General features: G+C 60.4%; 14 protein-coding genes. 5 read left to right on the top strand and 9 right to left on the bottom strand.

Annotated elements, in window-relative coordinates:
• Positions 1 to 64: 64 nt before the first annotated feature.
• From ACK9YZ_RS27580 to ACK9YZ_RS27540, 9 genes are all read right to left on the bottom strand, one after another.
• Positions 65 to 1,135 (bottom strand): ABC transporter ATP-binding protein, encoded by a 1,071-nt coding sequence (locus ACK9YZ_RS27580; RefSeq protein WP_416068388.1) that lies wholly within the window; start codon positions 1,133 to 1,135, stop codon positions 65 to 67.
• 76 nt (positions 1,136 to 1,211) lie between these two features.
• Positions 1,212 to 2,513 carry a D-tagatose-bisphosphate aldolase, class II, non-catalytic subunit gene (locus ACK9YZ_RS27575; RefSeq protein ID WP_416068387.1) on the bottom strand — a complete coding sequence of 434 codons (1,302 nt, stop codon included), beginning with the start codon at positions 2,511 to 2,513 and terminating at the stop codon, positions 1,212 to 1,214.
• Complete coding sequence (locus tag ACK9YZ_RS27570) at positions 2,510 to 3,466, bottom strand: SIS domain-containing protein (protein ID WP_416068386.1); 957 nt, start codon at positions 3,464 to 3,466, stop codon at positions 2,510 to 2,512. The genes ACK9YZ_RS27575 and ACK9YZ_RS27570 overlap by 4 nt, the downstream gene beginning before the upstream one ends.
• A gap of 11 nt (positions 3,467 to 3,477) precedes the next feature.
• Positions 3,478 to 4,335 carry a carbohydrate ABC transporter permease gene (locus tag ACK9YZ_RS27565; RefSeq protein WP_416068385.1) on the bottom strand — a complete coding sequence of 286 codons (858 nt, stop codon included), beginning with the start codon at positions 4,333 to 4,335 and terminating at the stop codon, positions 3,478 to 3,480.
• Entirely contained in the window at positions 4,335 to 5,252 is a 918-nt protein-coding gene (locus ACK9YZ_RS27560) for a carbohydrate ABC transporter permease (protein WP_416068384.1), read from the bottom strand. Before ACK9YZ_RS27560 ends, ACK9YZ_RS27565 begins: the two co-directional genes overlap by 1 nt.
• Positions 5,249 to 6,505, bottom strand: coding sequence for an ABC transporter substrate-binding protein (locus ACK9YZ_RS27555; RefSeq protein WP_416068383.1), 1,257 nt, complete (start codon positions 6,503 to 6,505; stop codon positions 5,249 to 5,251). The genes ACK9YZ_RS27560 and ACK9YZ_RS27555 overlap by 4 nt, the downstream gene beginning before the upstream one ends.
• 27 nt (positions 6,506 to 6,532) lie before the next feature.
• The gene (locus ACK9YZ_RS27550) at positions 6,533 to 7,495 is read right to left on the bottom strand and encodes an N-acetylglucosamine kinase (protein ID WP_416068382.1); all 963 of its coding nucleotides are present in this window, start codon (positions 7,493 to 7,495) and stop codon (positions 6,533 to 6,535) included.
• Positions 7,492 to 8,286 carry a DeoR/GlpR family DNA-binding transcription regulator gene (locus tag ACK9YZ_RS27545; RefSeq protein ID WP_183733063.1) on the bottom strand — a complete coding sequence of 265 codons (795 nt, stop codon included), beginning with the start codon at positions 8,284 to 8,286 and terminating at the stop codon, positions 7,492 to 7,494. The genes ACK9YZ_RS27550 and ACK9YZ_RS27545 overlap by 4 nt, the downstream gene beginning before the upstream one ends.
• Before the next feature lie 205 nt (positions 8,287 to 8,491).
• Positions 8,492 to 9,808: an alpha-glucosidase/alpha-galactosidase gene (locus tag ACK9YZ_RS27540; RefSeq protein WP_416068381.1), complete on the bottom strand. Its 1,317-nt coding sequence runs from the start codon at positions 9,806 to 9,808 to the stop codon at positions 8,492 to 8,494.
• A gap of 104 nt (positions 9,809 to 9,912) precedes the next feature.
• Between ACK9YZ_RS27540 and ACK9YZ_RS27535 the strand changes: the two genes are divergently transcribed.
• The 5 genes from ACK9YZ_RS27535 (at position 9,913) to ACK9YZ_RS27515 (ending at position 14,451) form a co-directional block, all read left to right on the top strand.
• A complete protein-coding gene (locus ACK9YZ_RS27535) occupies positions 9,913 to 10,767 on the top strand; it encodes a helix-turn-helix domain-containing protein (protein WP_416068380.1) in 855 nt (284 codons plus the stop codon).
• A gap of 111 nt (positions 10,768 to 10,878) precedes the next feature.
• Positions 10,879 to 11,952: an Ldh family oxidoreductase gene (locus ACK9YZ_RS27530; RefSeq protein WP_416068379.1), complete on the top strand. Its 1,074-nt coding sequence runs from the start codon at positions 10,879 to 10,881 to the stop codon at positions 11,950 to 11,952.
• A 108-nt stretch (positions 11,953 to 12,060) separates the two neighbouring features.
• Positions 12,061 to 12,819 (top strand): FadR/GntR family transcriptional regulator, encoded by a 759-nt coding sequence (locus tag ACK9YZ_RS27525; protein ID WP_416068378.1) that lies wholly within the window; start codon positions 12,061 to 12,063, stop codon positions 12,817 to 12,819.
• 23 nt (positions 12,820 to 12,842) lie between these two features.
• A complete protein-coding gene (locus ACK9YZ_RS27520) occupies positions 12,843 to 13,817 on the top strand; it encodes a sialic acid TRAP transporter substrate-binding protein SiaP (RefSeq protein WP_416068377.1) in 975 nt (324 codons plus the stop codon).
• Between the two features lie 61 nt (positions 13,818 to 13,878).
• Complete coding sequence (locus ACK9YZ_RS27515; protein ID WP_216760810.1) at positions 13,879 to 14,451, top strand: TRAP transporter small permease; 573 nt, start codon at positions 13,879 to 13,881, stop codon at positions 14,449 to 14,451.

Below are 14,451 nucleotides of genomic sequence, written 5' to 3'. Positions count from 1 at the left end.
CGATCATCGCCGCACCGCTTTCAGTGCCATGGTTTCGCGGATATTAGGCAGCATAAAGCAGCCGCTAGTCGATCGACAGGCGCTTTTCGGTCTTGGCGTCGAAGAGATGCAGTTTGCCGAGATCCGGCATCATACTGACGATGTCGCCGGCCTGCAGGGAAAGACGCTCCCGCACTGTGGCGACAATTGGATCCGATCCGAGCCTGGCATTAATCTGGGTTTCGGCTCCGGTGGGTTCGATCACCGCCACCTCGGCGCTCACGCCGTTCGGATTGACGGATAGATGTTCGGGGCGAATGCCATAGATCGCCTCCGAGCCTCGCGCTGACGAAGCACTTTCCGGCAGCGGCAGGCGCGCGCCACCATCGGCAATGAACTCCAACGGTCCCGAACTGCTGATCTTGCCCCTGATGACATTCATGCCCGGTGAGCCGATGAAGCCGGCAACGAAGAGATTGGCCGGCCGGTCGTAGAGATCGAGCGGCGAGCCTATCTGTTCGACGTAGCCGTCGCGCATCACCACGATCCGGTCCGCCATCGTCATGGCTTCGATCTGATCGTGCGTGACGTAGACCGTCGTCGTCTGCAGTCGCTGGTGCAACTGCTTGATTTCCGAGCGCATCTGCACGCGAAGCTTCGCATCGAGATTGGACAGCGGCTCATCGAAGAGGAAGACTTGCGGCTGGCGGACGATCGCGCGGCCCATGGCGACGCGCTGACGTTGGCCGCCGGAGAGATTTCTCGGGTAGCGGTCGAGCAGATGTTCGAGACCGAGGATCTGCGCGGCGTCACGGACGCGACCTCTGATCTCATCCTTCGGCGCCTTCGCCAGCCGCAGCGAAAATCCCATATTCGCCTCGACGGTCATATGCGGATAAAGCGCATAGGACTGAAAGACCATGGCGATGTCGCGCTCCTTCGGCGCCACATTATTGACGACCCGGCCGCCGATCGACACCTTGCCGCCAGAAATCTCTTCAAGCCCCGCGATCATGCGCAGCAAGGTTGACTTGCCGCAGCCGGAAGGGCCGACGAGGATGACGAATTCCCCGTCGCGGATGTCGATGTCGACCCCATGCAATACCTCGAAGTGACCATAGCTCTTGCGGACATTCGCCACGTTTACGGACGCCATAACTGTCTCCGGCTAGAAAACTGATATCGATCTGCACTCGCTCACCCGGAGCGATATGCGGTGATGAACGCGCCTGCTATCGAGGCGCCGTTGCGGCAGCGTAAGGCGCCAGCGCTGCATCAATAGCGGCGAGGCAGAGTTCGCGAGCATTCGGTGCGATGCGTTTCTCCACCACGTCCGGATAGAGGCGAGCAAGATGCTGGCTGATCAGCGTTTCCGGGATAGTGTCGGGAAGCCGGGCAAACAGGCGTTCGACCGCCGCCGCCGCACGCGCATCGGGCCAGTAATAGCGGATGCGGTCACTGTAGCTGAAATGCCGCTGCAGGCGCAGTTCCTCGGGCGTACCGCCGTAGTGGCCGGCCCAGTGGCCGGGCTCGGCGAGCATGATCTCTTCCATAATCGCTTTCAGCCCGTCAGCGCCTCTGTCTCCGGCTAGAATGGCAGCGATTGCGTCGAGGCCATAGAGGGCTTCGCGCAATGCGAAAGTGAGCCCAGGGCCGACTTTCAGGATTGCAAATCCGCCATCGACGAGCGCCGAAAGTGAAGCGGCCGGTTGATAGTCAGTGGAATGGGCTTCGAACAGCAGACCCTTCATCTCATCGAGCGCGGAGATTAGCGTCTGTGCACGATCCGGCTTGTAGAGCGCGACATTGGCGTTTCCGAATTCGACGCCCGGTTGGACGACGATGGCGATAATGCGCGCCAGTGCCGCACCGACGCCCGCTTTGATGAAAGCCTGGCGATGAACATCAAGCGTGCTCAAAGCGGCTTCCCGTTGCGTGACGTCGAGTTCGGCCAAAGCATGCGTTGCGCCGCCCGGCGGTGGCACTTCGGTGCCGATGACATAGACCGGCAGACGAGCACCGATGCGGCGGGCAGCGTCTTCCGCCGCCCTCGCCAGGCATGCTGCCCTTGCGGCGGTCAACTCGTCGGCAAGTGCCGATGGCTCACCGGCGCATCCCATCGACGTATCGAGATGCAGTTTTTCGAAACCGGCCTCGACATAGGCCGTCACCATGGCTTCGGCTCGGGCCATGGCATCCTCGGCGCCGAGCTTTCTCCACGGGTTCGGGCCGAGATGGTCGCCGCCGAGTATGATGCGATCGGCGGGAAAGCCGATACTTCCTGCAATCCGTTCGATGAAGGCCCGGAAGTCCGTCGGCGTCATGCCGGTATAGCCGCCTTCCTGATTGACCTGGTTGCAGGTCGCCTCGATGAGGACGGCTTCTCCCTGCAGGGCCGCATGTCGTAACGTCGCTTCGATCGCTAGCGGATGGGCGGAGCACACGGATGTCATGCCGCGCGGCAGGGGCAGGTCCCTTCCGCCGAACAGTTTTGCCAGGGCGATCCGGCGGTTCTGGTCGATGGCGGCGCTCATATCAGCGTCACGACCTTGGTGAGGTGGCGTGGCGAGACGGTATCGATGTGGCGCGCCTGCGCGGCGCGTTCGCCGAGGATCTGCAAGGCCGGCAGGACGACGAGACCGGCGAGCGACAGATCGACATCGACGGGAACCTCCAGATCGCCGGGGCCGCCGAGACCGATGACGACAGCCCCCTTCTCGCGCAGTTCGCCGACAAGCTTGGCCTCGGCTTGTCTCTGGTCCGAGCTGTAAAGCATGACGGCTGCCGTCTTTTCGTCGACGAGGCTGATCGGTCCGTGGCGATATTCGAGCGGATGAAAGGCCTGCGTCATCAGCTGGCTCATTTCCATCAGCTTGAGGGCACCTTCGAGCGCGATGCCGAAAAGCGGCCCGCCGCCAAGGAAGACGAAGTGCGAGCGGTCCCTGATGATATCGGGCAGCGCGGCATCGAGAGCGTTCGCCAGCTTTTGAGCCGATGCGACGACCGAGGCCGGGACGGTCTGGCCGATCATCTGCAGGCTCAGAAGTACCATGAGGCTTGCCGATACCGTCATGACGATGCCTTCGTCGGGATGGGTCGGAGAGCAGATCAGCTGGTCGCAGTTTTTCGCAAGCGTGCTTTCGGGCTCGACCGTCACGGCGGTCACGAAGGCGCCGGCGGCACGGCTCGCCTTGGCGGCGGCAACCGTTTCCGTCGTTTCGCCGCTTCGCGAGAGTGCAACCACATGCGTCTTCTGCCATTCCGGCCAGAAGGATGAGGGTCGATTCAGCCACTCCGCGCCGGGAACTGCGATCGCCTTGCGCTTGAGGCTATTGGCATAGGCGGCGAGAGACAAGGCGAGGTTGAAAGAGGTGCCGCAGCCGACAAAGACGAGGAGATCGTCTGTCTTGCCGCTGGCAGCATTCGAGCCGATAGCCTTTTCCCAATAAGGGAACTGCTCGAAGATTACCTTTTCGGTCGTGTTCATGATGTCTCCGATTATTTGACCGAACCAGCCAGCAGACCGCTGACGAGGTAACGGTTGAGGAAGATGACGACGAGGGCAGGGATGACGATCGCAATCGATCCGCTTGCCGTGATCAGCCCGTAGTCGATGAAGTTCTTGGTGACGAATTCGGGAATGAGAACCGTCAGGGGTTTTGTCGCCTGCGGCGAGAAGATGAGGGGGACGAGATACTGGCCCCACGCCCCCAGGAAGGTCAGGATGGCAGCCGCCGTCAGGCCGGGACCGGCAAGCGGCAGCACGATCTTGAAGAAAATATAGAGGCGGCCGGCACCATCGATCTGTGCCGCCTCTTCGAGCGCGATCGGAAGCTGCTCGAACACACTGCGCAATAGCCAGAGCGAGAGCGGCAGATAGGCCGAGACATAGATCAGCGAGACCCCGGTATAGGTATCAACCAGGTGCATCTTGATCATGATCTGATAGAGCGGGATCAGCACCGCATAGGCAGGAATGGCCAGTGTCGCGACGACAGCGCCAAACAGAATCTGACGTGCGGGAAAGCGCATCCTGGTGAAGGCGTAGGCGCCGAGTGCCGAGATTGCGACACAAAGCAGCGTGGCAGCCGCCGAAGTGATCATACTGTTGAGCAGCGCGGCGCGGAACTGTTTCCAGACCTCCACCCCGCCGATCCGTGAGATGTTGATGCCGAGCAGGCGCGAATAGTGGTCAAGCGTGAAATGCTGCGGGAAGAAGCGGATCGGCCGCGTGGAAAAATCTTCCGTCGGCGTCACGGAGCTTGCGAGCGTCCAATAGATCGGACCGAGCGACCAGATCAGTAGCACGGCAAGACCGGCCCAAAGCATCAGACGATGGAGAAAGCTTGGTTTCATCAGTCGAACCGTGTGTTGCGATAGACGCGCAGGACGTAAACGAGCGAGACGAGCAGCGACACCAGCGTGATGACGACCGAAAGCGCCATGCCGTAGGAGAAGCGCAGGTTCTGAAATGTCTCGAGATAGATCTGGACGAGGATCGGCCGCGTTTCGAGGCTCGACCCTGCCAATACCCACGCCTCGTCGAAGAGGTTGAAGGCGTTGACGGTCGCGTTCGTCATGGCAACGGCAATGGCGCTGCGTATGAGGGGAAGCGTCACCAGGCTGAACATCTGCACGCGCGTCGCGCCGTCGATACGGGCGGCCTCGTAAAGATGGGCCGGGATGCTCTGCATGGCGGCGAGCACGATGACGATCGTCAGCGGCATCATGCGCCAGACATGCACGACGGTGACTGCGATGATCGCGCTCGTCCGGTCGTTGAACCAGACATGATTTTCGAAGGGCAGGCCAAGTGCGACGAGGATGCCGTTCAAGAGGCCGGCGCCGGGCTGGTAGATCCACAGCCAGATGACGGAGTTGACGACGCCGGGAAGCGCCCAGGGCAGGATGACGGCCGCAAGCACCCATTGCCGCCCGACTTTCACCTGATTGATGAGCGCTGCGGCGAGCACGCCAAAGACGGTTTCGGCAGCGACGGCAAGGACGACGTAAATGAGCGTATTCGTCCAGGTCGACGCCAACTGTCCGTCCGACAGCATGCGCGTGTAGTTTTCCAAGCCAACGAAGGGTGTTCCCGCCTGCATCGGATTAACCCGGTGCAGCGAGTCCCAGACCGTTCGTCCCATCGGATAGAAGACCAGCGCTGCCATCGTCACAAGGATCGGCAGCACCAGCAGCAGTCCGAGCATGGTGTCGGCGTTGAGGCCGACACTACGCTTGGCTGCCACACCTTCAGCGGTGGCTGTTGTCATTGCGCCATCGCCTGCTTGGCGGCATCAGCGATGGCCTGCATGGCCTGATCAACCGTCATCTGGTCCTTCGCCGCACTGTTGATCGCCGTATTTACCGCGCTTGAAAACTGCGGGTACCACGGCGGCGTTCCCTGCTGGAACAACGGCTCGACGGTCTTCGACTGCGCGACAAGTGCGTCGCCGCTGGTCAGCTTGCCTTCCGTATTGAGTTCGGAAAGAGCCGATGTGCGTGTCGGCAGGAAGCCGTTCGCCGCGTTCTTTTTCTGGAACTCCTTGCTGGTGAACCACTTGACGAATGCGACAGCCGCTTCCTTGTTCTGCGACACGTTCGGAATGGCGAGCGCTTCCGGAAGGCCGAAGCTGCGCGTCTGACCGCTTTCGGTCGGCACGAGGATCGCTTCCACCTGGCCGGCGACCTTGGATTGCTTCGGATCGTTCATCTGACCCAGGCGGCCGGGTTCGCCCGAGATCATGATGCTGGTCAGTCCCTGGGCAAACATGCTCTCGTTGATCTGGCTGTCCTTGAGGCCAGTCGAGGCCGGATCGACCAGACCGTCTTTCAAGAGCGATAGTTCGAAGGCGAGTGCCTTGTGGCCGGCTGAATCCGGCGTGAGGAAAAGCGGCTTGAAATCCTTGTCGAAGAGTTCGCCGCCGAAGGCCTTGGTCAGCAGATACCAGCTTGTCGAAGCACCCTCCGTTGCCGAGAGCGGCAGGCCGATCGGATAGGTGGAGATGCCCTTCTCCTTGATCTTCCTGGCCGCGGCGACCAGCGCATCAAGTGTCTTCGGCATCTCGGTAACGCCGGCATCCGTGAAGTGCTTCTTGTTGACGAGCATGACGCGGAAGTCGTTGGTGTAGGGAACGCCGAGCAACTGACCATCGACGGTGAAGATCTTGGCAACACCGATATCCTCGACGGCGTCCTTGTCGATCACGTCGTTCAGCGGCATGTACCAGCCGGCGGCGCTGAATTGGCCGGTCCAGGACCAGTCGAATTCAGTGACATCGGCCGGTGCCGTGCCGGCGACCAGCGCCGTTACGAGTTTCGGGCGAATGTCGTCCCATGACAGGGTCTGAAGATCGACATGAATGCCGGTCTCGGCTTCAAAATCGGCAGCGACCGTGGCTCCCTGCGGCGATGGCATCAGGACCGTGATCGACTGGCCGGCAAGCGGCTTGGCATCATCGGCCAAAGCAGGCAAGGCAATCGCCAAGGCTGCTGAGGCAAGCAAAGGCAATATAAATTTACGCATGTTCCCATCCTTCGTTATCGTTGACACTCATTGTCTTGATCGCGCGATCACGGCTTCAGCCTCGACCGCGATTTGCCCGAACCAGCTTTCGTCCAGCGGCCAGTCGAGAAGTTGGGCGGCGGCCAGAAGCGCGCCGCCAATAGGAGGAAGTACAGGTAAAATCGCCCGTCGGCCGATCCGCCGTTCGACGGCTTCGAGCAGGAGACGGCTGGAAAAGGTGCCGCCCGCATAAGTCCAATCGGTGCCGGCCTCGCAATGGCTTGATATCGCCCAATGATGCTTGGCAAGCTCGTCGGCCGCCTTTTCGATCAGGCTGATCGACGTTTCGTCGCCCTGCTGGGCGGTTCGGTCAACAAGGACGGAGAGCGCGGCAATAGCCGCGCGTGGTCGTGCAAGCCCGTTGATCCAACTGCCGAGAGCATTGATCGGATCGGAAATGTCGAGCTGTAGATCATCGTAAATTGCCTTCGCCAGTGCCGTCGGCTTGGCACGTCCATCAAGGCTCTGGCTGATGAGCTGGAGCGCTTTGCGACCGATCCAGTAGCTGCTGCCTTCATCGCCGATCACATCGCCCCAGCCGCCTGCTCGGGTCGATAGCCCCGCGCCATTGCGCGCCCAGGACATAGAGCCGGTTCCCGAGAGGACGAGGATGCCTGGACGACCGGCAAATGCGCCAAGATGGGCGGCGTCGACATCGTTGAGCACGGCCTTGCGGATGTCCGGAAAGGCTTCGTCGATGCATTGCTTCTGGAGAGCGGAGAGATGCGCGACTTCACCATAGGCCGGCAGGGCCGCGCCGACGGCAGTCAGCCCCTGCTCGTTGCGGAACGGTTCGATATGTCGCTCCAGTTCGTGGCGCCAGTCCGGATTGTCCATGGGATTGACGCCGCCGCCGAGCGCGGTGCGCAGAATATGGCCATCTCTATCGGCCAATGTAACGAGCACCTTGCTTCCGCCGCCATCGATGCCGAGGATCAGCTCTCCGCTCATTCTTTTGCTCCGAGTTCGGCGAAGGTCGTATCGACGCCGAAGTTGGCGAGCTCGGCGCGCCATTGTGGTGTCAGGCCCTTATCGGTGATGAGCTTTGCGGCATTCAAAGGCGCGACCTTGTAGGTTGCCATCGTCCCGAATTTCGAGGAGTCAGCGAGCACATAACCGTTGGCCGAACGTGACAGCATGCGCCGGTTCAGGCTCGCTTCCGCGCTGTCCACGCTGTAGATCGCACCATCAGGACTGATGGCGCTGGCACCCAGAAACAACTGATCGAACCAGATCGTTTCCAGCATCGCCTCGGCCTGCGGGCCGACGAGCGAGGCGTTTTCGCTGCGCAGCTGGCCGCCGAGAAGGACGACCTCAAGGTTTGGAATATTGAGAAATTCCTGGGCGACGATCAGGCCGTTGGTGAAGATGCGCAGCGGCATCGGATTGATGCGGATCAGCCGGGCGAGCTGAAGAACCGTCGTGCCGGCGTCGAGGAAGATCGCCGTGCGGGGCAGGAGCATCTCATAGGCCGCATTGGCGATAGCGCGCTTTGCCGAAAGATGACGCTTTTCGCGCTCCTGGAAGGCGAGCTCGACCGAAGAACCCTCGGCGATGCGGGCGCCACCATGAACCCGATCGATAGCGCCATCCTGTTCGAGGACCTGCAGGTCACGCCGCACGGTCGCGAGCGAAGCGCCAACAGCATCGGCGAGATCCTGAATGGTCGAGAAACCGTTCGCATAGAGATGGCTTCTGATGGCATCGAGCCGATCGGTCTTCACTCCGCCACTCTGGTTCACCGGCTATCCCCCTGCTGCAATCGTGTCTTCTTGCGCCAAAGTTCACACCCAATTCGATCAATGTCAATCATAATTATGATCGTTTATGATCTTTTCCAGATTGGACGATTGCTTATTCATGATCAAAAACAAAGGCGCACCGTCCCGAAAGACGGCGCGCCTGCTGCAGAGTGTCTTCTATGAGAGAACCCGCGTGGGAACGGGCTTAGTGATATCCTGGCAGAAGGTCGCCATGCGCGTCGATCAGGTCGTCGACGAGGCTCCAGATCTCGTCCGGAGACAGTTCGGCCGACGTGTGCGGATCGAGCAGGGCCGCCTGGTAGATGCGGTCGCGCTTCCGTGTCAGCGCTGCCTCGACGGTGAGTTCCTGAACCGAAATGCTAAGCTTCATAACTGCCGCAAGCTGTGACGGGATCCTGCCGATACGGGTTGGTTGGATGCCATTTCTGTCGACATGGCAGGGCACTTCCACGACACATTCGGGCGGGAGATTCTCGATCAGGCCGTTGTTCGGAACATTGCCGTAGATCAGCGCCGGCTTGCCGGTGACGACAGCGTGAATGATGCCGGCAGCATATTCGTTGCTGCGGCAGACGTCGATCGGCTTGTTGCCCTCGAGATCGCGGCGCAGCGTATGCCATTCGGAGATCTGCTTCTCGCAGCGGCTGATATATTCGTCGAGCGGGATATTGAGTTTGTCGATGAGCTCGGGGCGGTGGTCCTTGATGTACCAGGACGTATATTCCGAGAAATGTTCGCTCGATTCCGTCACGAAATGGCCGAGCCGCTTCAGCACGTCAAAGCGGACCCGGTCGTCGGTTGGCACGCGACCCTCACCAGCAAGCGCCATCAGGCGGGGATAAAGGTCCTCGCGTCTGCCATCGGCGTGTAGCTTCTCGTATTTCAGGAAGAAGGCGATATGATTGATGCCTGCCGAAATAAAGTTGATGTCGGCGATGTCTTCGCCAAGACATGTCGCGAGATGAGCGGCTGTATGCTGGACGCTGTGGCAAAGGCCGACCGTACGGATGGACGGCGCCAACTCCTTGATGGCCCAGCAATTGATCGCCATCGGGTTCACATATTGCATGAGCAGCGCGCCGGGGCAGACCTCTTCCATATCGCGACAGATCGCTTCCAGTACCGGTATGGTGCGAAGCCCGCGGAAGATTCCGCCGATGCCGAGCGTGTCGGCGATGGTCTGCCGCAGGCCATATTTCTTCGGCACGTCGAAGTCCGTCACCGTCGCCGGCCTATAACCGCCAACCTGCATCATCAGGATGACGAAATCTGATCCGCGCAGCGCTTCGCGACGATCGAGGCTGGCTTCGATCGTCACCCTGCGCAGATTGAGCGCCTCGCAGATGCGCCTTGCGACAATCTCCGATGTCTTCAGCCGCTCGGGATCGATATCGAACAGGCTGATGGCATAGTCGCTGCCGGAAGGCGTCGACAGCACATCCCCCAGAATATTCTGCGCAAAAACGGTGCTGCCAGCACCCACGAGGCAAATCTTCGGCATTTTGATCTCCCGCCAATCAAGGTTGCCTTGTCTTTGCCTCTTCCAAATCGGAATTTCTTCCGCTTAATGGCATTTGTATTCCCGGATCGAAGCGCAAGAGTGACATGAAAGACGATCATTCTGACACAAGTGGCGAATGGACGGGGTCGCCATGCGGCTTTCTGATCGAGCGTCACACAGCAGATGCCATGAGCGCTGCACATTGGCACGACCATGTCGAAATCAACCTGCTTCTCGATGGAGCCATGACCTATCTCTTCAATGGCCGGCAAGAGCAGGTAGAGGCCGGCCGCCTTGTCCTGTTCTGGGCGGCCATTCCTCATCAGACGATTCTGGTGACGCAGGAAGCGCCGCTCATCTGCCTCTATCTTCCGCTCGTCGATTTTCTTGCTCTGTCCATAGACAAGAAGGCGAGGCAGGCGATCATGCAAGGCGCCTTCGTGGTCGAGCCCCACCGCCATGAGACGACACCGCCAACCGTCTCTGCATGGGTCGAGGAATGGGGCAGGGGCGATCCGGTGCGGCGTCAGCTGATTACCGAGGAGGTCAAGCTCCGATTGCGCCGGCTTATCCTCGATCATGCCGATGGCCAGGGCTCTTCGGTCGCGGCGCCAGTGACGCCGGTCAGTCCCGCAATCCGCCATTCGGAAGTGCTGACCGACCTGATAAACAGGCACTTTTCCGAGCCGCTCACTCTCGAGCTGCTCGGAAAGCGCGCCAATATCCATCCGACTACCGCCAACCGGGCGTTTCGCGATGTGCTCGGCATTTCGGTGATGGAATACCTGACGCGATATCGTCTCGCGAGAGCGATGCAGCGGCTGGTTGAAACCGAAGACTCGATCCTGGAAATCGCTCTGGACTGCGGCTTCGGCTCCAGCAGCCGGTTCTACGATATCTTCAAGCAGCGGAGCGGCACCACGCCCCGGCAATTCCGCCTGTCGCTCGGCAAGCGGTGATAGGCGCCAAGTCTGGGGCGAGGCAGCTATCGAATCCCCTGTCAAGCGCGCTAAGCTATCGGGGACAGAATGCCTGGACCTGCCAACGATAGAGCGAAATGGATTGAACCTTTGGCGAGTGATAGCACCAATCTTACCGGCGCTCTGGCGCCCCTGGCTGTCATCGAGGATTTCTGCCGGGAGGTCCTGCTTGCAGCCGGCGCTGACCAGCCAACCGCCGACGCCGCGACACGGGGGATGCTGCACGGCACGCGCTATGGCATCGACAGCCACGGTGTGCGTCTGCTTCCGCATTACGTAAAGGGGTTGACAGAGGGACGCCTCAATCCACGCCCAAAGCTCTCGCTGGCAAATGCCTTCGGCGCGGTCGCCTCGCTTGATGCAGATAATGCCCACGGCGCCCTTGCGACTTACACGGCCATGGATCGTGCGACGCGCCTGGCCGGTGAGTTCGGGATTGGCGCCGTCGCCATCCGCAATTCCTCACATTTCGGCCCGGCAGGGGCCTATGTGCTCGACGCCGCTGAACGTGGTTTCATCGGTTTCGCCTTCTGCAATTCCGATAGCTTCGTTCGCCTGCATGACGGCGCCATGCGCTTTCATGGCACCAATCCGATTGCCTGTGCCGTGCCGGTCAAGGGAGACAATCCCTGGCTCTTCGACATGGCGACGAGCGCCGTGCCCTATAACCGCGTGCAGCTCTATCGCAGCCTCGGCAGAAAACTGCCGGAAGGTGTCGCATCGGATGAACGGGGTTACGATACGACCGATCCCGATGTGGCCGACATGCTGGCGCCGCTCGGCGGCGAATTCGGCTTCAAGGGCGCGGGGCTTGCGGGCATTCCCGAGATCCTGAGCGCGGTGCTTACAGGCATGAAGCTGAGTTTCGATATCGCTCCGATGCCCGGCCCGGATTTCTCGACCCCGCGTGGGCTCGGCTCCTTCGTCATCGCCCTCAATCCAGCAGCCTTCCTCGACATGGAAACCTTCGATGCTGCCATGAAACGCTACGTCGAAACCTTGCGGGCATCTCCGCCGCGTGAAGGCTTCAAGGTGATGGCGCCTGGCGACCGCGAATGGGCTGTCGCCGCCGAGCGGGAAAAACACGGCGTGACGCTGGATCCGGCGACGGTCGAGGCGGTTAGGACCCTTGCATCCACTTATCAACTGACTAGCCCGGTCTGAGTGCATGCGTCGGATTGACGCACAACTTCCCCGATGATAGCTTCGGATCAATTGGTCAGGCCAGTTGACCAGTCGTGCGCTTGAGGAGAAGCGCGCCGGGAGGCCATAATGTTTTCGGCAGTTGAATCGCGCCGCCTTTACAGGCAGGTGGCGGACCAGATCCGTATGATGATCATCCGGGGCGAACTCGCCATCGGCCAAAGGTTGCCGGCTGAGCGTGAGCTCGCGGAGCAACTGTCGGTTTCGCGCCCCACGCTGCGCGAGGCGCTGATCGTGCTGGAAGTCGAGGGCTACATCAATATCCGCATGGGCTCCGGCATCTACGTCACGCGTAAACATGCGGCCGAAGGGTCTGGCAACGAGCGCGAACCTGTCGAAGGACCTTTCGAGCTGTTGCAGGCACGCGCCATCATCGAATGCGCAATATCAGAGGAAGCCGCAGAAAGCGCCCGGCCGGAAGACATTGCCGTTCTCGATGAGGCGCTGAGTGCGATGAGTGGTGTTGTGGATGATGCACGGGCCGTGCTTGTCGCCGACCGCGCCTTTCATACCGGCATTGCCGCAATCATCGGCAACGCGACCTTGATCCGGGTCACCGGCGAAATGTTCGACATGCGGATGACGCCATATTTCGAGCAGCTTGCCAGCCATTTCGAAGGACCGGTATCGTGGCGCAGCGCGTTGGAAGAGCACCGGGTCATCCGCGACGCGATCGCCGCCGGCGATGCGGCGAGGGCGAAGGCTGCAATGCGCACGCATCTGACGAATTCGCAGAAGAGGTTTTCCGAGAGCTTCGGGGAGGAGTTCTCGGGCGAGGAGGGGCGCGGCCATGTGGCCGGGCCAAACAAGGGAAAAGTAATCATCTAACCAGAGCTCAGGAGGAGAGAGCGATGAAGTTGAAACTGACAACGATACTCTGCGCCGCCGCCGCTATCATGGCGACAACGGCGATCGCCCATGCCCAGACGGTGCTGAAATGGGCGCATGTCTACGAGACCTCGGAACCCTTCCACACGGATTCCGTCTGGGCCGCGGAAGAGATCAACAAGCGCACCAACGGTCGCTACAAGATCGAAGTCTATCCGGCCTCGCAGCTCGGCAAGGAAGCCGATATCAACCAGGGCCTCAAGCTCGGAACGGTCGACATCATCATTTCCGGATCAAGCTTTGCTGCCCGCGACTACAAGCCGATCGGCGTCACCTATTTCCCCTATATCTTCCGCAGTCCGGAACACCTGATTGCCTATACAAAGAGCGACGTCTTCAAGCGCCTCGCCAAGGGTTATGAAGACAAGACCGGCAACCACATCGCCGCCGTCAGCTACTACGGCACACGCCATACGACCGCCAACAAGCCGATCGCCAAATGCGCCGACATGCAAGGCCTGAAGATCCGCGTGCCTGACGTTCCGGCCTACCTCGCCATGCCGCGCGCCTGCGGCGCCAACACAACACCGATCGCCTTTGCCGAGGTCTATCTCGCTCTGCAGAACGGCACGGTCGAAGCCCAGGAAAACCCTCTGACGACGATTGAGGCCAAGAAGTTCTACGAAGTTCAGAAGAACATCATTCTGACCGGGCACATCGTCGATCACCTGAATACGGTGATCTCGAAGACGCTCTGGTCGAGCCTTTCGGACGAGGACAAGAAGATCTTCGGCGAGGTCATGCAGGAAGCCGCCGAGCGCACGACAAAGACCATCGAGGGCAAGGAAAACGGCCTGATCACCACCTTCAAGGAAAAGGGTCTGAGCGTCACCGAGGTCGACAAGGCCGACTTCGAGAAGACTGTTGCGGAAAAGGTCAAGTTCGAGGACTTCGGCTACGAGAAAGCCGATTGGGAAGCGATCCGCGCGATCCAGTAAGAGCCCGAGGGCGCGCGGGAGCGCTGCGCGCCCTTCTTCCCCAACCGGAATAAGGCCGATGATGTCTCAAGAAGTCCATACGCAAGTCACCGCCGAGGAGATCGGCCATGAATTCGAAGGGCATGCGCCCACCGCAAACGTCTCGGACTATGCCATTGAAGACTGGATTACGCTGATCGTCTTCTGGCTGATGGCCGGCTGCGTCTTCTTGCAGTTCTTCACCCGCTACGTGCTCAACAACAGCTATGCCTGGACCGAGGAAATCGCCGTCAACTGCCTGATCGGCGTCGTCTTTCTGGGCGCCGTCATGTGCGTGCGCACCTCGCGCCACATCCAGGTGGACGTCTTCTATCACTATATGCCGGCAGGCCTTGCGCGGGTGCTCGCAACGTTCGTCGACATCGTGCGCATCGGCTTCTTCGCTTATGGCTGCTATCTGATGTGGCGCTATGTGCAGATCGTTGCCGACGAGCAGATGGTCACCGTCGACCTGCCGCGCAACATCGTCTTCTACAGCGTGTTTGCAGCCTTCGTGCTGATGCTGATCCGCGCGGTGATCGTCTTCATCGCCAACATGCGCCGCGGCTACTCCGTTCTGGAACGGCCTGAAGAATTCCACGCTGTCGAGGGTTGA

Origin of the sequence: Rhizobium sp. ZK1 (assembly GCF_047782645.1) — a bacterium.
Lineage (GTDB): Bacteria > Pseudomonadota > Alphaproteobacteria > Rhizobiales > Rhizobiaceae > Rhizobium.
Note: the sequence above shows the minus strand (reverse complement) of the source record. Positions and strands in the feature narration are given on the sequence as shown.

Bases quoted from the DNA above. Each gene is read 5' to 3' on its own strand.
- ACK9YZ_RS27580 (WP_416068388.1), bottom strand. From the start codon at position 1,135: ATGGCGTCCGTAAACGTGGCGAATGTCCGCAAGAGCTATGGTCACTTC.
- ACK9YZ_RS27575 (WP_416068387.1), bottom strand. From the start codon at position 2,513: ATGAGCGCCGCCATCGACCAGAACCGCCGGATCGCCCTGGCAAAACTG.
- ACK9YZ_RS27570 (WP_416068386.1), bottom strand. From the start codon at position 3,466: ATGAACACGACCGAAAAGGTAATCTTCGAGCAGTTCCCTTATTGGGAA.
- ACK9YZ_RS27565 (WP_416068385.1), bottom strand. From the start codon at position 4,335: ATGAAACCAAGCTTTCTCCATCGTCTGATGCTTTGGGCCGGTCTTGCC.
- ACK9YZ_RS27560 (WP_416068384.1), bottom strand. From the start codon at position 5,252: ATGACAACAGCCACCGCTGAAGGTGTGGCAGCCAAGCGTAGTGTCGGC.
- ACK9YZ_RS27555 (WP_416068383.1), bottom strand. From the start codon at position 6,505: ATGCGTAAATTTATATTGCCTTTGCTTGCCTCAGCAGCCTTGGCGATT.
- ACK9YZ_RS27550 (WP_416068382.1), bottom strand. From the start codon at position 7,495: ATGAGCGGAGAGCTGATCCTCGGCATCGATGGCGGCGGAAGCAAGGTG.
- ACK9YZ_RS27540 (WP_416068381.1), bottom strand. From the start codon at position 9,808: ATGCCGAAGATTTGCCTCGTGGGTGCTGGCAGCACCGTTTTTGCGCAG.
- ACK9YZ_RS27535 (WP_416068380.1), top strand. From the start codon at position 9,913: ATGAAAGACGATCATTCTGACACAAGTGGCGAATGGACGGGGTCGCCA.
- ACK9YZ_RS27525 (WP_416068378.1), top strand. From the start codon at position 12,061: ATGTTTTCGGCAGTTGAATCGCGCCGCCTTTACAGGCAGGTGGCGGAC.
- ACK9YZ_RS27520 (WP_416068377.1), top strand. From the start codon at position 12,843: ATGAAGTTGAAACTGACAACGATACTCTGCGCCGCCGCCGCTATCATG.
- ACK9YZ_RS27515 (WP_216760810.1), top strand. From the start codon at position 13,879: ATGTCTCAAGAAGTCCATACGCAAGTCACCGCCGAGGAGATCGGCCAT.